Below are 18,706 nucleotides of genomic sequence, written 5' to 3' on the forward strand. Positions count from 1 at the left end.
TTCGCGGTGTGAAGAATGCCACGGGTTTCTGACCTCAAGAGGATAGGCGACGACAAAGTTACTTCAATAGGAATGGGGACATGGGGAATTGGCGGCCACGAGAGTCCCGACTATTCCCACGACGAAGAGAGCGTTGAAGTTCTCAGGTACGGCCTTGAGCTTGGGATGAACCTCATCGATACTGCCGAATTCTACGGAGCAGGCCACAGTGAAGAGCTCGTTGGAAAAGCGATAGAGGGCTTTGACCGGGAGGAAATCTTCATAATCAGCAAGGTCTGGCCAACGAACTTCGGTTATGAAAAAGCCGAGAAGGCCGCGAGGGCCAGCGTAAAGAGACTCGGTACCTACATAGACCTCTACCTCCTCCACTGGCCCGGTGATAGCTGGAGAAAGATAGAGGAGACCCTTCACGCTTTGGAAGAGCTTGTAGACGAGGGACTCATAGGATACGTTGGGGTTAGCAATTTTGACCTGGAGCTTCTAAAACGCTCCCAGGAGGCGATGAGGAAGTACGAGATAGTTGCCAACGAGGTCAAGTACTCACTCGGGGACAGATGGCCCGAAACGAGCAGTCTGCTCGACTACATGAAAAAGGAAGGGATTGCTTTGATTGCCTACACCCCGCTGGAGAAGGGGACGCTGGCTAAAAACGAATGCCTTGCCGAGATTGGGAGGAAATACGAAAAAACTGCCGCTCAGGTCGCTTTAAACTACCTCATCTGGGAGGACAACGTTATAGCGATTCCAAAGGCAGGTAGGAAGGAACACATGGGGGAGAACTTCGGGGCGATGGGCTGGCGCCTCTCGAAGGAGGATAGGGAAAAGGCAAGGAGGTGCCTCTGATGTACGGCTACCACAACAGGATTGCGCGTGTAAACCTGACGGAGGGAAAGGTTACCTATGAGGAACTGCCTGATGAGGTGATAAGGAAGTTCATAGGTGGGAAGGGCCTTGGCTACTACCTGATTTACCGCGAAGTCCCACCAGGCACCGACCCGCTCAGCCCGGCCAACAAGTTCGTCTTCGCCCCAGGAGGAATGACGGGCCTCGTTCCGGGTTCGAGCAAGGTAATAGCCGTCAGCAAGAGCCCCGAGACGAGACTAATAAGCGATTCGAGCGGTGGAGACGCCTTCGGGCCGAAGCTTAAGGGCCACTTCGATGCCCTGATAATCGAGGGGAAGAGCGAGGAACCGGTCTATTTATACGTCCACGACGGGGAAGTCGAGATTAGGGACGCGAGCCACCTCTGGGGCAGAGGCAACTACGAGGTAGCCAGGGAAATCTGGAAGGAGCACCCGAAGGCGAGTATAGCCATGATAGGCCCGGCCGGCGAGAAACTGAGCAGAATGGCCAACGTAATCTACGACACTGAGAGGGCGAGCGGAAGGGGTGGACTGGGAGCGGTTCTGGGGAGCAAGAAGGTTAAGGCCGTCGTCGTCGAGCCCGGTGAGAAGCCGAAGGTGGCAAATCCAGAGGAGTTCCAGAAACTCTGGCAGGAGTTCTACGACGAGTTCGCTACGAACCCGAAGTACGAGCACACGAGGAACTACGGGACGAGCGACGCGTTGAGAAGCGCAGCAAGCCTCGGCATGAGCCCGGCATACAACTTCTCAAGGCCCTACATTCCGGACGAGTTAGCTTCGAAGCTCGCGGGAGACGAAGTCAAGAAGTACGAGGTAACCCCAGAATGGTTCGTCCACGGAAAGAGCTGCCCGATAAAGTGCGCCAGATACGTTGAGGTGGAATACAAGGGGCGTAAGATACGCGTCAAGCCAGAATATGAGAGCATAGCGATGCTGGGAGCGGCTACGGGTGTCTTCAACTTTCCGGCTGTGGCCTACTTCAACTGGCTCGTCAACAACCTCGGACTGGACAGCATAGCGACGGGAGCGACGATAGGCTGGCTCTTTGAGATGGTGGAGCGCGGCCTAATAGGGGAGGACGAGATAGGCTTCCCGGTCAAGGGTTTCGGCGACGAGGAGGCAGAGGAGAGGCTCATCAGGCTGATGGCCGAGAGAAAGGGCTTCGGAGCGGTTCTGGCGGACGGCGTTAAGAGGGCCTGTGAGAGGCTTGGCAGGGGATGTGAATTCGCGGTTCACGTCAAGGGGATGGAGGCACCGGCCTGGGACCCACGCGGAAGGAGGACGTACGCGCTGAGCTACGCAACCGCGGACGTTGGTGCATCTCACCTAAGGGGCTGGCCGAGACCACACCAGTTGCCCAATCAGGGGCCAGCTAAGGAACTCGTGCCTTCGCTCATCGAGGGCAGGGACGAGAGCTACATCACCGACATGCTCGGCACGTGCAAGTTCGTCCCCTACAAGATGGAGGACCTCGCGAGGCTCTACTCCATAGTCACGGGCGAGGAATGGACGGTTGAGGAACTCAGAAAGAGGGCATGGGGCGTCGAGAGCATCGCCAGAATCCACAACGCCCTCGACTGGGTTACGCCACCTCTCGACGATACGATTCCACCGCGCTGGTGGGAGCCTGAACCCGACGGCCCGGCAAAGGGCAACGCGGCCTTCATAGACTACAACGACTTCCTTGAGGCGAGAAGGGAGTTCTACAGGCTTAGGGGCTGGGACGAAGAGCTCGGTGTCCCATTACCCGAGACGATGGAGGAGCTTGGCCTTCAGGAGTTCAGGGAAGACGCGGAGAGGGCCCTGGAGGTGGTGAAGAAGAGATTGGGCGTCTGATAGGGCTTTCTGTCTTTTTGTTATCTCTTTCTAAGCCCGGAAAATTTAAATCTCTCAAGAGTATAGAAAACGGAAAATTTTAGTCCTCTTCCTCGACTCCTTCCCCGGCGAGCTTCCTGAGCTTGTCGAGGTCAGGGCTGACCGCTATGAGGGTATCGCCCTCCAGGATCACGTCATCCTTGCCAGGGTTGTAGATGTACCGGGTCCCGCGCTTTATGGCCAGTATCCTCGTTCCTATCTTGCTCGGGAGCTTAAGCTGCTTCAGGCTCTTGCCTATGAGAACAGAACCTGGCCTGACGGTTACCCTGCCCAGCTCTTCCTCCGTGTCCTCCATTATGCTCCTGATTATGGGGTGCGGCTCTATGTCGCGAAGGACTATGTCCGAGATAGCGTAGGCGGCGTCGCTTATGCGCTCGTTTATGTCGGCCAGGTCTATGATGCTGAGCAAGCTTTCGGGATCGTCCTCGCGTTTAGCGGCCCGTAGGGCCAGTTTTTTAACCTTTAGGGTTAGGTCGTCCATCCTCTCCTCCAGGAGGTAGACCTCCTCGGCTATGTCCTCGCTGTTGTACATGACGGACGAGAAAGCCAGATCAACCATGAGGGCCGAGAGGTCCTTCATCTCCACCAGGCAGGAGCGGATCTCCTCGAGCTCATTCATTCTTCATCACCTTGAGAACGCCCCTCGCTATCTCCTTCAGGTAGTCAAGCGCGGTCCTGGTGCCCCTCCCGATTATTATGTCGCCGGGCATTATCTTGGTGTCCTCGTCGGGATCAAAAATCCAGCGCCTTCCGCGCCTTATTGCTGAGACCCAGACGCCGGTGTTGGTGGCGAGGTCAAGTTCCTCCAGGGTCTTGCCCACGAGGATAGACTCAGGGGCCACCTCCACCTTGCCTATGGTCTCCTCGCTCTCGAGTATTACCTCCCTGACGATCGGGTGGAGCTTCTCCTCGAGAACCATCTTGGCGAGATCCGCGGCCGCGTTGGATATGTCGTCGATCGCCCTCCCCATCTGGAGTATCGCAGTTATCTGCTCCGCCTCACGGGGATTCCTGGCGGCCAGGACGGCCCTGACCATCAGGTGGTAGTTTAAAAGATCAAGGTACTCCTCAAGCTCAAGAACCTCCTCCGCGATCTCCTTCTCCTGAAAGAGGACGGAGGAGTAAGCAAGATCAACCATCAGCTCGGCGGTGTTCTTCATCTCAACGAAGATCTCCTTGACGTTTTTTGGAACCTCTATTTCGTCCCACTCTTCCACCCCGCTCTCACCGGTATTAAACTCACAGGGGTTCTTATTTAGTTTTCGCCGAAAAACTTATACGTCCCCATCCAATCAGGGGTTGGAGGTGGCTGAAATGGAGTGTGATAGCAATGATAGTTCAAAACAGCAGGGTAGGGTACAGCAACTGGGCGGAGAGACTGAAAGGAGCGTTTTTAGTTACTCTGCCAGCGCTTCTCCTGTGTCTGGCCCTTGACTTTGTGGGTGGGGGAGTTCTGGGGAAGAACTTTGAAAAGATTGCAACACATTATCCGCTGCTTCTGGTCGTACTCCCCGGGATGATGGATCTCCGCGGGAACGTTTTTGGGGCCATGGCTTCAAGGCTTACTACAGCCCTCTATCTCGGTAGGGTGAGGGGGATTCGGGATAAGGAGGTTGTTACAAACATCTCAATGGCAATAACCAGTTCCAAGATCCCCCTAATGATTCTGTGGTTTGTCGGGTTAGTTCAACTGGGATTTTCACACTCGGCCCTCGTAGTTCTGGCAATTGTCGTTGCTTCCGCTCTGTTCATTGGGTTTATTCTGGGCTATTCAACGGCGTTTATAACCATCATACCCTACAGGTACTCGATTGACCCCGATACTATCGCGGCCCCCCTGATAACCTCAATAGCCGACGTGATAACAATACCGAGCCTTGTCTATCTGATTATTTTCTACGAGCACCACCCTGAGGAGTTCTACGCGTTCACTTTCATAATGCTGGGTCTTCTAGTCCTGATGATCCTGCGTTCCAAATTCACAGAGGAACACAGAAAGTCATTCAGAGAGCTCGCCATGGTGCTTACCCTGCTTGCCGTCATTGAGATATTCTCCGGCTCGACGCTTGAGCACTACAGCAGCATCATATCCAAAGTGACAATTCTGAGCGTTATGTATCCATCAATATTGGACAGTGTAGGAAACTTTTCATCCATCGCCGCAGCCACGACCTCAACGAGACTCAATCTTGGGGGACCTATGGAACTCAAAAACAGGGCTTTCCTAGCGGACATCGGGACGGTTTTGCTGCTGTCCCCCATAATCGGCGTCCTGACGAACTTCATAGCGGTTCACGTAACGAGTATAATCGGCGGGAGTGCTTCCATGATGTGGACTTTCATAGTCACGTATCCACTGCTGGTTTTGCTCAACGTGATTATAGGCGTCATAGTGGCTTACACAGCGTACGTCTACTCAATAGATCCGGACAACGTTGCAATACCTACCGTCACGACCATATCCGATGTGCTCGGCACCCTCTACGTGGTCTTCCTTGCGGGGGTAGTGTAAACAAAGATTTAATAGTCCCTCTCACCCACTATTTTGGGTTTGTATGATGTGGGAAGGCAGGATATACCCAGAGCTTAAGGAAAAGATCAAGGAAGCCTACAGGGTTACGCTACCGTCCCTGTTCACGTCCCAGATATTCGGCCTGTTCGGCGGCACGTTTCTGGGCAAGTACTTTGATGTAATACGAAAACAGTTCCCCGGCCTTCTGGTAGTCCTCCCAGGTATAATGGGCCTCCGCGGGAACGTTTTCGGCTCTATGGCCTCGCGCTTCTCCACGATGCTCTACCTCGGTGACCTCGAGCCTTCCCTGCGCGACAAGAAGGTTCTCAAGGAAATAGTCCTGAGGATGCTCATATCACTCATCCCGATTTTCCTCCTCTGGGCCATTGGTGTAGTCACGGGCATAAAGAAGAACGCCTTCGACGTCCTCATAATAGTGATAACCTCGACGATACTGGTCTCCTTCATACTCGGCTACTTCACCTCCTTCGTGACGATATTCGCCTTCAGGCGCGGCACCGACCCGGACAGCGTCGCAGCGCCTCTGGTGGCTTCGATGGGCGACTTCCTCACCGTCCCGTCGCTGGTTCTCTTCATCCTCCTTATAGAGGAATCGCCCGAGGCTTTCAGGCTCTTCAACTACGCCATGATTGGGTTTTTCCTCATCGTTGCCGCGATAAGCAGGGTCAGGAAGGCGGAGTTCCTCGAGCTGAAGCAGGTCTTCATCACGATAACCGGCCTCGCGCTGCTCTCCACCGTATCCGGTTCGCTCCTCGCCAGGTTCAGCGGGGTCATCCAGGCCTCGGTGATACTGAGCTTCATCTACCCCTCGCTCCTCAGCTCCTTCGGAAACTACGGCTCGATTATAGCGGCGAAAACCTCCACCAAGCTCCACCTCGGTGAGATAGAGAGCTTCCTCTGCCCCAAGGCCTTCACCGACGTCGTAGCCCTCTTCACAACGGCACCTGTGATAGGGCTGACCAAGGTTCTCATCGGCGGCGCGCTGATGACCCTCATCACGGGGAACCCCATTCCCCGCTCCGCCTATCTGGTTGTTCTGACGTATCCCTTCATGGCGCTCTTTATAATGCTCTACGCCTACACCCTCTCCTACTTCATGTTCAAACACAACATCGACCCCGACCACGTGGCCATCCCGCTCATCTCGAACAACAGCGACATCTTCGGCACCCTCTACGTGGTCCTGATGGCCAAGCTGATGGTGGGTGGTTGAATGATAGGCCTGTCGATGACCGCTTACGGCGAAAAAAGCCTCGATGGGTTTGAGGAATGGGTTAGGGTCGCCAAAGAACTCGGCTTCGACTTCATCGAAATCCTGAGCGAGTGGCCGCACTATCTGACCCAGGATAATCTCGCACTCTTCCGAGAAACTCTCGACTCCTACGGAATGAAGGCCACCGTACACGCGCCCTTCAGCGACGTGAACATAGCCTCCTTCAACGAGCGCATAAGAAAAGCTTCGCTGGAGATAATCCGCGGGACGCTGGAGCTTTCAGCTGAGCTCGACGCCTTGGCCGTGACAATCCACCCCGGCCACTGCTCCCCTGTGAGCGTCAAGAACCGCCGCGAGTACCTCGAAATCCACAGGGAATCCCTGAGGAAGATAGCCCGCTGGAGTGAGGAGTACGGCGTAAAGGTCGGCGTCGAGAACATGCCCCGTTTCCCCATCCTCGACGCCCAGGACTGCGACAGGCTGGCCGAGATAATCGAGGGCGTCGAAATCGGGGTCACCTTCGACGTCGGCCACCTCAACACGACGACGAGGGACTTCGACCGCTTCATAGAGCTTTTCGGCGGCAGGATAGTCCACATCCACCTCCACGACAACTCCGGGGAGAGGGACGAGCACCTTCCGGTCGGTGACGGAACCGTTCCGTGGAGAAGGGTGCTCCCGAAGCTGCCCGATGTGACGAGGACCCTCGAGGTGAACGACCTTGAATCCGCCAGGAGGAGCCTCGAATTTTTAAGAGGTTTACACTGATGGACTTTTCAGTTCATTGGAGTCCAGTTTTTACAAAACGCAACTCTTTTATACATCCGGAATGAATTTTCTCCGAGAAGCAGTTTCTGGCGGAGGGATACCAATGGCGGAAAGGATAGTGGAAGAAATGAGGCCCTTCTTCGACCCGAAGGCGGTCGCTATCATCGGTGCAACCAACAAGAAGGGTAAGGTTGGAAACGTCATTTTTGAGAACTTCAAAACCAACAAGGAGCGCGGAATCTTCAAGGGCAACATCTACCCGGTGAACCCCAAGCTCGACGAGATAGATGGCTACAAGGTCTACAAGACCGTTAAGGAGCTTCCCGATGACACCGATCTGGCGGTCATCTCGATACCTGCTCCGTTTGTCCCGGCAACGATGAAGGACATCGCCGAGAAGGGCATCAAGTCGGTCATAATCATCACGGGCGGCTTCGGAGAGCTCGGTGAAGAGGGCAAGAAGCTCGAGCGCGAAATCTACGAGATAGCCAAGGCCAATGGAATACGCGTTATCGGCCCCAACTGTGTTGGCGTTTACGTTCCTGACACCGGCGTTGACACGGTCTTCCTGCCGGAGAGCAAGATGGACAGGCCCAAGAGCGGTCCGATAGCCTTCGTCAGCCAGAGCGGTGCCTTTGCCGCCGCTATGCTCGACTGGGCGGCCATGGCCGGAATAGGGATCGGCAAGATGGTCAGCTACGGCAACAAGCTCGACGTCGACGACGCTGATTTAATGGACTACTTCATCCACGACGACGAGATAAACGTCGTCACCTTCTACATCGAGGGCGTTAAGGACGGAAGGAAGTTCATCGAGAGCGCCAAGAGGATAACCAAGGTCAAGCCGGTCATCGCTTTGAAGAGCGGAAGGACCGAGTACGGTGCCAAGGCCGCCTCTTCCCACACCGGTTCACTCGCCGGAGCGGACACGATTTACGACGCGGTCTTCAAGCAGACCGGGATTATCCGCGCCGAGGACTTCGAGCACATGTTCGACCTCGCCAAGGCCTTCGCGGCACTCAAGGACAAGCTCCCGAAGGGCGACAGGATAGGCATCATCACCGATGGCGGTGGAGCGGGCGTTATGGCCAGCGATGCGGTAGCTAAATTCGGCCTCAGGATGGCCGAGCTGAGCGAGGAGACGATAAAGTTCCTCAGGGAGAACTTCCCGCCGCACGCGGTTCCGGGCAACCCGACCGACGTCGTGGGCGACACCGACGCGGAAAGGTACAGGATAGCCATCGAGGGCTTTGTCAACGACCCGAACGTCGATGCCATAGTCGTCATCGTCCTCTTCCAGGTGCCGCTCCTTGAGGAGGAGAAGATAATCGACATCTTGGCTGAATACCAGAAGAAGAGCGACAAGCCCATTGTGGCGGTCGCAATGGGCGGTAAGAAGACCGACCACTACGCGAGACTGCTTGAGGAGAAGGGAGTCCCCGTTTACCCGACCCCCGAGAGGGGCGTCAGGGCCATGGCGGGCCTTGTCAGGTACGCTGAATACCTGAGGAGGGGTTCTTGAGCGTTTGGTGGTGGTACCATGAAGGAGGAAGCCCTCAAAGTTATTAAGGAAGTCCTCGCCTCTGGAAGGACTGCCCTCGTTGAGTACGAGGCCAAGCAGGTGCTGAAAGCTTACGGCCTTCCCGTCCCGGAGGAGAAGCTCGCGAAGACTCTCGATGAGGCTCTGAAGTACGCCGAGGAGATCGGCTACCCGGTTGCCATGAAGCTCATGTCACCGCAGATTCTCCACAAGAGCGACGCCAAGGTCGTTCTCCTCAACATAAAGACCCCCGAGGAGCTCAAGGAGAAGTGGGAGGTCATCCACGAGAACGCGCGCAAATACCGCCCCGACGCTGAAATCCTCGGCGTCCTCATAGCTCCAATGCTCAAGGTCGGCAGGGAGATAATCATCGGCGTCACCGAAGACCCGCAGTTCGGCCACGCGCTCATGTTCGGCCTCGGCGGCATCTTCGTCGAGGTCCTCAAGGACGTCACCTTCCGCATAATCCCGATAACCGAGCGCGACGCTAGGAAGATGATAAGGGAGATAAAGAGCTACCCGATTCTGGCTGGAGCGCGCGGCGAGGAGCCGGCCGACATAGAGGCCATCGTCCAGCTCCTGCTCAAGGTCAGCGAGCTCGTCGACGACCTCAGGGATTACATCAAGGAGATGGACCTCAACCCCGTCTTCGTCTACAACGAAGGAGAAGGCGCTGTGGTCGTTGACGCCAGGATAATCGTCAAGGAGCCGAAGGACGAGAAGCCGGAGATAAGCTCAGAGTACAGAGAGAGGTGCGCCTAAGGTACTAACTTCCGTCCTCAATCCCCCATTTTATCTCTTGTTTTCGGCGGGTTAAGTCCGAAGAAGTTCCAAAATACCCCCATCGTCCTTTGAATAAGCACCTCATAGAAGAAAAGATGGGGGAGATCTACAACCCTCATGTCATCCCCAGATAGCTCTCAAAGACCTCCACGTATTTAAACCCATCGTCCGGGAAGATTAGGACGTAGGTGCCGTCGCCAAACTCCTCCGAGACCCTCTCGTAGGCCTTCACGACTGCGCCGGAGCTAAGCCCTATCAGCAGGCCGTCCCTCCGGGCGACTCTAATGGAGCCCTCGATGGCCTCGTTCCTCGTTACCTCGAGAACGCGGTCTATCTCCACGAGGGGATACCACTTCTGCCCCGTGCCCAGCCTCTTTATCCCCGGAATCTTCTCGCCCGGAGCGGGAACGACGCCGATGACATAGGTATCGTAGCGCTCCTTGAGGTACTTGGCTATACCAGCCATGTGTCCGGATGTTCCGATTCCCGCTATAAGCACGTCGGGTTCCTTCCCGATGCTCCGCAGCTGCTCCTCGATCTCTCTAGCGGTAACGCGGTAGTGAGCGAGAAAGTTGTCGTCGTTCTCGAACTGGTTGAGGTTAGTCGCTCCCGCCTTCCCCGCCTCCCCCTTGACGAACTCGACCATCTCCTGGTCAATGGTCTCGAAGTCCGTGACCACGACCTCAGCGCCGAGAACCCTGAGGAGAACCCGCGTGGCCTTTGGAGTCGGCTTTGGCAGGTACGCCCTGAAATCTATGCCGAAAACGTTGCTCAAGGCCGCCAATGAAACGCTGGTGTTGCCGGAGCTCGCCTCGAAGAGCTTCCTCGTGCCGTTGATGTCCCCGCGCTCCATCGCGCGTAGAAGCATGTTAAAAGCGGTCCTGTCCTTTATGCTCCTGCTGAAGGGGTTAAAGAACTCCAGCTTGGCAAAAGACATCCCCCCTCTCAAAGGAAAGCCTGACAAGGGGGGTGGGCTTGTACTTTTCGTACAGTTCCATGGTGCTGTTAAACACGTTCATTTGCCATCACCGGAAAGAACTCAGCACATTATTTAAAAAAGTTTCTAAAGGAAAGATCGAACAAAATGGAAGATCATTCGATTTTTGCCCCACACACGGGGCAGAACTTTGCCCCCTCCGGGACTATGTGGCCGTTGGGACAACGTTTAATTTCATGCCCGCAGTAGGGGCAGAACCTGGCCCCTGGGGGGATCGGCTTGCCGCAGTAGGGACAGATTTCCTGCTGTTGAGGCCCCTGGACGTTTTGCTGGACGGCTCCCCCGTAACCTGCTGGGGGAACGCCGCCACCCGCGTACGGCTGGGCCGGCTGCATGAGCTGGGGGATGAGCACCATGCCCGTTCCAACTGAAGCACTCCCGCTCTTGCCGAGTTCTGCCGCGACCTGCTTGGCCGTGTCCATCTGCATCACAGCCTGAGCGTTGCCGGTGTGCATTATCCAGAAGAGCCTCTGCCTCCACTCGTCCGTCGTGTTCACCCCTTCGATCTTCACATCGACGAGCTCGAGGCCGAACCTCCTGAAGTCCTCCAGCAGTTTGACCTTGACCTGGGTGCTCACGGAGTCAAGGTTCTGGAAGAGGTCGACGATCGAATATGAGGAGAGGTACTTCATCATGCCCTCGTTGAAGTAAGCGCGAATGAACTTCGTGACGTCGTTCGTGTCGTAGAGGCTCTGGCCACCGACGACTTCGGTGAGGAACTGCACCGGATCGGCGACCTTGAACCAGTAGACGCCGTAGTACTTGACCGGGGCAAGTTCTCTCGTCTGGGTTTCTCCCCCATAGCGCCCCTGGAACTCCTTCATGCTGACGAAGATTACCGTCGCCTTGAAGGGGCTGTTCGAGCCCCCAACCAGCTTGTACAGCAGTGGGAGGTTCTGCGTCGTTATAGTGTGCCTCCCCGGGCCGAAGACGTCGTAGACCTTTCCGTCGCGCATGAAGACCGCTACCTCGTACTCGTGGACGATGAGCTGGGCCCCCCACTTTATTACCTCGTTAGGGTACCTCCAGATTATCTCGTCCTCACCCGGGCTAACCCACTCTATCACCTGAACCATTTCACTCACCCCTCAGTATGGCGGTTCTGCCTTCTATTGTGTCCTCAAGCTGTAGGAGCTTGTCGTCCAGCTCCAGAACGGCCGAACCCAGCCTAGCTGGATCTGTAACTGCGCCGTTCAGAGAGCCCGCGAGGTTTTTTATCTCCTCGGCCAGGCTTATCATCCTACCGTCGTACTCTATGAGCCTCTCAAGCTCCTTCTCCTTCACCTTGATCCTGTCGAAGTAGCCCGCGTAGCCAGCTTCCGCATGCTTGACCTTGCCCTCGAGGGTGACGAGCTTCTTTCTAAGGCCATCTATAGCAGCCAGCTGGGGGCAGTTCACCATTGCGCACCTCTGGAGGGCCCTCTCAAGCTCCCTCCTGGCCCCCGCCAGCAGCTCCGCAGCCTTCCCGCGGATCAGCCTGTCGTCCTCCCTCAGGAGTTCCTTCTTCTTGTAGCCGTGGAAGCCCGGGACAACGAGCTCCAGCTTTTCCCAAATCGAAGTTTCCTTGCCCATGATACCACCTCACAGTGACCTGAAATAAACGTTGCCGCGGTCCGTTCTCATTACCTCGCTCACGGTCCTCTTACCCACCGAGCCCTTTGAGAATATGGCCGCTCCCCCAGCAACTCCAGCTGACAGGCCGCCCACGATGCCCCATGCACTACTTAAAACTCCAGACGCTATCAGGCCTAGGACGATTCCTGCCCCTATCAGTCCCGAGCCAAGGAGCGTTGCCTTCTTCCTGGCCTCGCTCATGAGAGGGTACTCTCCCCTGATTACCCGCCCGTCGGTTCCGTCAACGAAGTTAACGAAGCTCCTACCCCCGTACTCGTAGTGAACCTCCCAGATGGGGTAGTGCACCAGGCCCTGAAACTTAACGTTGAGCTCCAGCTCACCGGCGTAGCTGCTCTCCTCGCTCGCCTCCTTTTTCAGGGCATTCTTAAGCCTGGAACGAGCTATCTCCTCGGCCTCCTCCCTCTCCATCTCAGGCTCGTAGTACTTTCCCTTCCTAACGATGCCCTCGTCGAAGAACTTCTTTCCCCTCACCGGGAAGGGGTAGTTCATCAGGAGTGTCTTGAAGGGGGAACCGGCCGGGATTCCGAGGAACTCAACCTCCTCGACGGTCTCCTTGATTCTGCTCCTGCCGTGGAGGTAGAAGAAGTAAACCGGAACCCAGTGGAGCTCTTTTTTAGTCACCCTGGCCCCTGTTATATCAGCCGGGGCGCCGTACTGCCGCGAGAGGAACTTGAGGAGCCTTCCCGCTGGGTCTTCCTTCATCGGCGGGAAGAAGAAATGCTCCACCTCGGCCTCCTCCCCCGTGTGGACGTGGAACGTCGTGCCGCAGTAGGGGCACGTGACGACGCTGACCGTATCGGGAACCTTAAACGTCGCCGAGCAGGTTGGGCACGTTACCTCCATGGTATCACCCCAGCAATCCCTTTTTCTCGCGCTCGACCCTCTGGCCTTCGAGCACCTTGCTCCCCGCGAACCAGCTTATGGCGGCACCGCCAATGAGGGCCAGAACAGCGAAGACGGGCGAACTCCCGAAGGCGGCCGCACCGAAGGAAGCTATCAACATCCCGGCCCCGGCCCCCGCCAGGTACTCAGCCTGCCTGAAGACGTTCATAGGTTCGGTGGTGGCCACCCCTTTGCCGTCCCAGCCTGCGAAGACGGCCTGGAATATCGAGTTGCCGTAGCGGTAGTAAACCGTCCACATGGGCAGGAGGAGGAGCTTAACGTCCTTCGGCTCATCGGCGTGGATGTCGAAGCGCTCTATCCTGTCGGACTTGGCCAGAAAGCGGTTTCTGACGATGTCCACCGCATCTTCCCTCATTATCAGTCTGGCCTGCCTCTCGTCCATCTCCGTGTTCAGGATCTCCAACTTTATCTTCGACCAAGCGTCCTCATCGAGATCCAGAAGCCTCTTTCCCTCCGGCCAGGTCTTGGAGAAGTGCGTTATCAGGTCCTCAACGCCGAAGCTCTTGATTTGTCTCCTGGCCGAGCCGAGGAGCCTCATGTCCTCGTTCACCCTCTCGGTGTAGTGCCTCTCGACGGTGTGGCAGTGGGTGTTCCCCTTTGAGTCAGTATGGCACTCCTCTTCCCTCCTCATGTACCTGACGGTACCCTGGACGTGGACAACGCCGCTCCAGTATGGGGCGTAGTGGCCCTTTATGCCCACTATCTGAAGGTCGTCCTTTATGCGCCTCAGGTCAAAATCCTTCTCCACCCTCCCCCAGAAGGCCTGGGCTATCGCGTTCTTGTCCAAGGAGGGGACGACGTATATGCTCTCGGTTTTGAGGTTCCCGCTTATGTGGTTGGGGAAACCGCAGTAGGGGCATATGGCCACTATCGTCTCGGGCGAGACCTCCAGCGGCGCCCCACAGCGTTCGCACTTAAAAGACGCTTCCTCCATACTATCACCCTAGATAGTAACCACAACGCCTTCAAAGTATTTAAGAATATCGAGAAAAGCGGCTTAAGCCCTCATTCTCTCCCTGTAATCCTCGAGCTTCTGCCTCAGGTCTTCGTCCTTCAGCGCGAGAATCTCTATCGCCAGTAACGCAGCGTTCTTGCCGTTGTCTATGCCGACAGCCGCAACGGGAACTCCAGGCGGAAGCTGGGCTATGCTCAGGAGTGCGTCGAGGCCGCCGAGCTTCGCAGAGACGGGGACGCCTATAACCGGTTTGGTCGTGTGAGACGCTATTACGCCGGGCAAAGCCGCACTTAAGCCGGCTATGGCTATGAAGACGTCGTAGTCCTTCTTCGCCAGCTCCTCGACCTTCTTGGGGTTCCTGTGGGCGGAGGCGACCTCGACGTCGTAGTCGACGCCGAACTCGTCGAGAACCGAGGTGACCTTCTCAGCTACCTGCGAATCGCTCCTGCTGCCCATCACCACGAGAACCTTCACGTCCATCACCGTTTACACAAAAATGCCTAAAACTTAAAAATGTTTCGAAGAGTTCTACAAAAATTTGCTGAAAATCAGCCGAAGACTACCCCGCCACCTTTAAACCCGTACTCCACCGTGGACACTTCCCTCATGTCGGGGGTCTTGAGAACGTGGAGGTACCTTTTTACTTCCCCGTTCTCGACCCTGCTCTCAGTTTTCAGGATGTAGTCGGCCTTGCGGTACAGGAGGGGGAGCACCACCGTGTCCTCCCCGGTGTACGTCCAGACGTTCGTCCCGGCCGGGTACTTCCTGTAAACGTAGGACCTGCTCCTCTGGAGGTCAGACACCTCCAGATAACGCTGGGTGGCCTTGGGACTGAACATGGTGAGGTAGTCGGACATGGAGACCGTTACCCCCCACAGCTCCCTTCCCTCGAACATCCCCATCTCCGCCCACTTCCGCTTGTGGGCCCCGATGACGTTGATGTACTTGTCGTTGAGGGTGTCGAGGTCTATTGGGCTCTTCAGGTACCAGACGTTGTTGAGATCCCTCCTTACGTCGTAGATGCTCCCGAAGGTGTCGATTATCATGAGCCTCCCGTCGTTGAGGTGCCTCCTCCAGTCGATCCCGGCCTTTTCCATCACCCCCAGCAAAACGAGGATAGGGGTCCCGATGTTAAAGAAACCAACCAGGTTGTCAGAATCCAGCTTCCTCCTCATTATCTCGAAGGCTATGAACCTCCCCAGCGATCTCGGATCCGACTCGTGGACGAGGATAAGACTTTTCTCAACGACCCCTCCCAAAAGATCGTCGAGTTCCTTAATGCCGAGTTCAAGGATCATTCCCCATCACCCTTGGTCATGATGATCCTCCTCTCCCTCCCCTCCATGAAACCCTCAAAGACGTAGTCCGAGTACAGGTAGATGAACTCCTCCAGCTGCGGACATTCGGGCTTTATGTAGGTTATCAGGCCGGACGTCCTGATCCCGGATTCCTCCCTCAGGCTCCAGAGCAGTTTTTGAGTCCTCACAGGGTTATCAAAGAGCCTGCACATTCCCGACTCTAGGTAGCCCACGACGATGACGTCATCCGGATCCAGCTTGGAGAGGAGCTCCTCGATGAGGGTTCTGTACTTGAGGATGAAGACCCGGTCGTCCAAGTAGCCGGACAGCACAAAAACACCATCTACCTCGGAGTCGATGTGCCTTATAGAGCCGAAGACGTCCAGGATGTAAAGGTTCTTTCCCAAGTACCTACCGTATTCCAGCCCCGCCCTGCGGAGGTCCCTAAAAAGGCTCTGCAACGGCTCATACGAGACCACCCACACGTATTTACCGTCCTCCAGAGGCTCCCGCAGGCTCTTCAAGGCAGATATGTATGTAAACGACGAAACATCCCGGTCTATAACGCCCACAATCCTGTTCTCTAGGAATGATCTTGATATCGTTGTTCTTAGTTTTTCCTCACAGTCCATAGTGAGTCCCCAATGGAATATCAAGTTCAGACGATAAATACTTTGCGGCGGACGAACGGACCCACACCGCGAGCCCCCCTCAATTTTTGCCAAATAAATGCAAAAACAAACCTTAAAAGACGAAGTTTTTGACATTTAATTGGTGAAAACCATGAAGGTTCTGCTCGTTGGTGGCGGTGGAAGGGAGCACGCGATTGGAGAGGCCCTCGTCAGGGACGGCGCCGAGCTCTACGTCGTTTCAAAGGCCAAAAACCCGGGCCTGGCGAGGCTCGCAAAGGGTTACGGCCTAGCAAAGGAAACCGACGTGAGGAAGGTTTTGGAATATGCCGAAAAGTTCGGCGTTGATATGGCCTTCATAGGTCCTGAGGCACCCCTGGAGAGGGGACTCGTTGATATCCTTGAAGAAAACGGGATCCCTGCGGTCGGCCCGAGCAGGGAAGCGGCCAAACTCGAAACCGACAAGGCCTTCGCTAGGGCCTTCATGGAGCGCAACGAAATCCCTGGAAGGAAGGTCTTCCGCGTCTTCACCGACGTCAGCGAGATGCGCTCGTGGATAGACGACTTCGGAAAGCCAGTGGTGGTGAAGCCCATCGGCCTCACGGGCGGAAAGGGCGTTAAGGTGGTCGGTTACCAGCTTAAGGACAACGAAGAGGCAAAGGCCTACGCCGAGGAGCTCATCAGAAGGGACGGGAAGGTTCTGGTAGAGGAGCGCACCGACGGCGTTGAGTTCACATTTCAGGTCTTCAGCAATGGGAAAAGGGTAATCCCAATGCCACTCGCTCAGGACTACCCCCACGCCTACGAGAACGATGAGGGTCCGATAACCGGCGGAATGGGTTCTTACTCGTGCCCCAATCATCTACTCCCCTTTGTAACCCGTGAGGACTACGAGAAGGCCCTTGAGACGCTTAAAGCTACCGTCGAGGCCATGAGAAGGGAGGGAACACCCTACAAGGGCATCCTATACGGCCAGTTCATGCTGAGCGGAGACGGGCCGGTCCTCATAGAGTACAACGCCCGGTTCGGCGACCCGGAGGCCATAAACGTCCTTCCGCTCCTGAAGACGAGCCTGCTTGAGATAACGGAGGGAATCGTGGACGGCAACCTGAGAAAAGCGGAGTTCGAGAGCAGGGCCACCGTTGTAAAGTATCTGGCACCAAAGGGCTACCCAGTGAACCCGGTCAAAGGCGTTAGGGTCGAGGTTGATGAAAAAGCTGTGGAAGAGGCCGGTGCGAGGCTCTACTACGCCTCCATCGACGAGGGCTTTAATCTCCTCGGCTCAAGGGCAATAGCTGTCCTGGGAATAGCGGAGAACCTCGAAGATGCCGAGAGAATTGCCGAGAGCGCGGTTCCACACATAAGGGGCGAGCTCTTTCACAGGAGGGACGTTGGAACAAGGGAGAGCGTTGAGAGGAGGACTGAGCTTATGAAAAAACTCGGGAGAGAATTCGAGCCGAGCCCCTGCTGAGGTGGTCGGGATGATAAGTCGTGAAGAGATTCTGGAAGTCCTTGAGAAGTACGACCCCGAGAAGATAACTGTAGGCGTTATAGGGAGCCACTCCGCGCTTGATATAGCCGATGGAGCGAAGGAAGAGGGTCTGCCTGTCCTCGTCGTCGCGCAGAGGGGCAGGCACAGAACCTACGCCGAGTACTTCAGGCTGAGAAAGACGCGGGACGGCCTCACCAAGGGCTTCATAGACGAGGTTATAATCTTAGAGAAGTTCGCCCAAATCGTGGACATTCAGGAGGAGCTTGTGAAGAGGAACGTTATCTTCGTCCCTAACCGCTCCTTTGTGGTCTACACGGGCATTGACAGAGTGGAGAACGACTTCCGCGTTCCTCTCTTCGGCAGCAGGAACCTCCTCAGGAGTGAGGAGAGGAGCGAGGAGAAGAGCTACTACTGGCTCCTTGAGAAGGCCAAGCTCCCATACCCGGAGGAGGTAAAGCCCGAGGAGATTGACGAGGTCGGCCTGGTTATAGTCAAGCTACCCCACGCAAAGAAGAGGCTTGAGCGCGGTTTCTTTACAGCGGCAAGCTACAAAGAGTTCAGGGAGAAGACGGAGCGGTTGAAGAAGCTCGGCGTCATCACGGAGGAAGACCTAGCCAAGGCGAGAATCGAGCGCTACATAATCGGCCCGGTCTTCAACTTCGACTTCTTCTACTCGCCGATTGACGGGGAAATCGAGCTACTCGGAATAGACTGGCGCTTCGAGACAAGTCTGGATGGCCATGTAAGGCTTCCAGCGAGCCAGCAGCTGACCCTTCCGGAGTGGCAGTTCGAGCCCGAGTACACCGTTACTGGCCACGCCTCCTCAACGCTCCGCGAGAGCCTCTTGGAGAAGGTCTTCGACATGGCCGAGAGGTACGTGAAGGCAACACAGGAGTACTATCCGCCCGGGATAATAGGGCCGTTTACACTCCAGACGGCCGTGGACAAGGATCTCAACTTCTATATCTACGACGTTGCCCCGAGAACCGGAGGGGGGACCAACATTCACATGGCGATGGGGCATCCATACGGGAACGCCCTGTGGAGGAAGTCGATGAGCACTGGAAGGAGAGTTGCCCTTGAGATTAAGCGAGCGGTTGAGTTAGATGAGCTTGAGAAGATTGCCACGTGAACCATTTCCTTTTTTGTTGGTTTGCAGCCAGGTAACGTTAAACCGGATCCATTATTCAAACCGCAAGATGTTCTTAGGATTCGGGACAAA

The 18,706-nt window shown here is 55.9% G+C and carries 20 protein-coding genes; 9 read left to right on the forward strand and 11 right to left on the reverse strand.

Translation table 11 applies throughout. From position 1 onward, the window contains the following. Positions 1-15 precede the first annotated feature (15 nt). Both ACZ5AM_RS09500 and ACZ5AM_RS09505 read left to right on the forward strand, forming a co-directional pair. Positions 16-843 (forward strand): aldo/keto reductase, encoded by an 828-nt coding sequence (locus tag ACZ5AM_RS09500; RefSeq protein WP_464914720.1) that lies wholly within the window; start codon positions 16-18, stop codon positions 841-843. Next, on the forward strand, positions 843-2,699 hold the full coding sequence (locus ACZ5AM_RS09505) for an aldehyde ferredoxin oxidoreductase family protein (protein ID WP_464914721.1): 1,857 nt from the start codon (positions 843-845) through the stop codon (positions 2,697-2,699). Before ACZ5AM_RS09500 ends, ACZ5AM_RS09505 begins: the two co-directional genes overlap by 1 nt. A 79-nt stretch (positions 2,700-2,778) precedes the next feature. Here the strand turns inward: ACZ5AM_RS09505 and ACZ5AM_RS09510 are convergent, their stop codons facing one another. Together ACZ5AM_RS09510 and ACZ5AM_RS09515 are read right to left on the reverse strand one after the other, a co-directional pair. Further along, positions 2,779-3,357: a potassium channel family protein gene (locus tag ACZ5AM_RS09510; protein ID WP_464914722.1), complete on the reverse strand. Its 579-nt coding sequence runs from the start codon at positions 3,355-3,357 to the stop codon at positions 2,779-2,781. Further along, positions 3,350-3,955 (reverse strand): potassium channel family protein, encoded by a 606-nt coding sequence (locus tag ACZ5AM_RS09515; protein ID WP_464914723.1) that lies wholly within the window; start codon positions 3,953-3,955, stop codon positions 3,350-3,352. The genes ACZ5AM_RS09510 and ACZ5AM_RS09515 overlap by 8 nt, the downstream gene beginning before the upstream one ends. A 113-nt stretch (positions 3,956-4,068) precedes the next feature. Here ACZ5AM_RS09515 and ACZ5AM_RS09520 point away from each other — a divergent pair, with 113 nt between their 5' ends. The 5 genes from ACZ5AM_RS09520 (at position 4,069) to ACZ5AM_RS09540 (ending at position 9,554) form a co-directional block, all read left to right on the forward strand. Continuing rightward, positions 4,069-5,250, forward strand: coding sequence for a magnesium transporter (locus ACZ5AM_RS09520; protein WP_464916120.1), 1,182 nt, complete (start codon positions 4,069-4,071; stop codon positions 5,248-5,250). A 43-nt stretch (positions 5,251-5,293) separates the two neighbouring features. Beyond that, positions 5,294-6,484 (forward strand): magnesium transporter, encoded by a 1,191-nt coding sequence (locus ACZ5AM_RS09525; RefSeq protein WP_464914724.1) that lies wholly within the window; start codon positions 5,294-5,296, stop codon positions 6,482-6,484. Further along, complete coding sequence (locus tag ACZ5AM_RS09530) at positions 6,485-7,252, forward strand: sugar phosphate isomerase/epimerase family protein (RefSeq protein ID WP_464914725.1); 768 nt, start codon at positions 6,485-6,487, stop codon at positions 7,250-7,252. It abuts the gene before it with no gap. 103 nt (positions 7,253-7,355) lie between these two features. Beyond that, on the forward strand, positions 7,356-8,774 hold the full coding sequence (locus ACZ5AM_RS09535; protein ID WP_464914726.1) for an acetate--CoA ligase family protein: 1,419 nt from the start codon (positions 7,356-7,358) through the stop codon (positions 8,772-8,774). 18 nt (positions 8,775-8,792) lie between these two features. Further along, on the forward strand, positions 8,793-9,554 hold the full coding sequence (locus ACZ5AM_RS09540; RefSeq protein ID WP_464914727.1) for an acetate--CoA ligase family protein: 762 nt from the start codon (positions 8,793-8,795) through the stop codon (positions 9,552-9,554). 17 nt (positions 9,555-9,571) lie between these two features. On the opposite strand, the gene ACZ5AM_RS09545 is transcribed toward ACZ5AM_RS09540, so the two are convergent. The 9 genes from ACZ5AM_RS09545 to ACZ5AM_RS09585 all read right to left on the reverse strand — a co-directional run bounded on the left by ACZ5AM_RS09545 (position 9,572) and on the right by ACZ5AM_RS09585 (position 15,995). Then, positions 9,572-9,694 carry a hypothetical protein gene (locus ACZ5AM_RS09545; protein WP_464914728.1) on the reverse strand — a complete coding sequence of 41 codons (123 nt, stop codon included), beginning with the start codon at positions 9,692-9,694 and terminating at the stop codon, positions 9,572-9,574. Continuing rightward, the gene (locus ACZ5AM_RS09550) at positions 9,691-10,512 is read right to left on the reverse strand and encodes a cysteine synthase family protein (protein ID WP_464914729.1); all 822 of its coding nucleotides are present in this window, start codon (positions 10,510-10,512) and stop codon (positions 9,691-9,693) included. Before ACZ5AM_RS09550 ends, ACZ5AM_RS09545 begins: the two co-directional genes overlap by 4 nt. 155 nt (positions 10,513-10,667) lie before the next feature. After that, positions 10,668-11,648, reverse strand: coding sequence for an SPFH domain-containing protein (locus tag ACZ5AM_RS09555; RefSeq protein WP_464914730.1), 981 nt, complete (start codon positions 11,646-11,648; stop codon positions 10,668-10,670). A 1-nt stretch (position 11,649) separates the two neighbouring features. Further along, the gene (locus ACZ5AM_RS09560; protein ID WP_464914731.1) at positions 11,650-12,144 is read right to left on the reverse strand and encodes a hypothetical protein; all 495 of its coding nucleotides are present in this window, start codon (positions 12,142-12,144) and stop codon (positions 11,650-11,652) included. Positions 12,145-12,153: 9 nt separating this feature from the next. Continuing rightward, entirely contained in the window at positions 12,154-13,050 is an 897-nt protein-coding gene (locus tag ACZ5AM_RS09565; RefSeq protein ID WP_464914732.1) for a zinc ribbon domain-containing protein, read from the reverse strand. A 4-nt stretch (positions 13,051-13,054) separates the two neighbouring features. Beyond that, positions 13,055-14,044, reverse strand: a complete 990-nt coding sequence (locus ACZ5AM_RS09570; protein ID WP_464914733.1) for a TFIIB-type zinc ribbon-containing protein — start codon at positions 14,042-14,044, stop codon at positions 13,055-13,057. 63 nt (positions 14,045-14,107) lie between these two features. After that, positions 14,108-14,539 (reverse strand): 5-(carboxyamino)imidazole ribonucleotide mutase, encoded by a 432-nt coding sequence (gene purE, locus ACZ5AM_RS09575; protein ID WP_464916121.1) that lies wholly within the window; start codon positions 14,537-14,539, stop codon positions 14,108-14,110. Positions 14,540-14,613: 74 nt separating this feature from the next. Continuing rightward, positions 14,614-15,363, reverse strand: coding sequence for a hypothetical protein (locus ACZ5AM_RS09580; RefSeq protein ID WP_464914734.1), 750 nt, complete (start codon positions 15,361-15,363; stop codon positions 14,614-14,616). Then, complete coding sequence (locus ACZ5AM_RS09585) at positions 15,360-15,995, reverse strand: hypothetical protein (RefSeq protein ID WP_464914735.1); 636 nt, start codon at positions 15,993-15,995, stop codon at positions 15,360-15,362. The genes ACZ5AM_RS09580 and ACZ5AM_RS09585 overlap by 4 nt, the downstream gene beginning before the upstream one ends. 151 nt (positions 15,996-16,146) lie before the next feature. Between ACZ5AM_RS09585 and purD the strand changes: the two genes are divergently transcribed. Further along, positions 16,147-17,463, forward strand: coding sequence for a phosphoribosylamine--glycine ligase (gene purD, locus ACZ5AM_RS09590; RefSeq protein ID WP_464916122.1), 1,317 nt, complete (start codon positions 16,147-16,149; stop codon positions 17,461-17,463). Between the two features lie 10 nt (positions 17,464-17,473). Beyond that, positions 17,474-18,616 (forward strand): formate--phosphoribosylaminoimidazolecarboxamide ligase family protein, encoded by a 1,143-nt coding sequence (locus ACZ5AM_RS09595; RefSeq protein ID WP_464914736.1) that lies wholly within the window; start codon positions 17,474-17,476, stop codon positions 18,614-18,616. Positions 18,617-18,706 lie beyond the last annotated feature (90 nt).

This window comes from Thermococcus fumicolans (genome assembly GCF_055386755.1).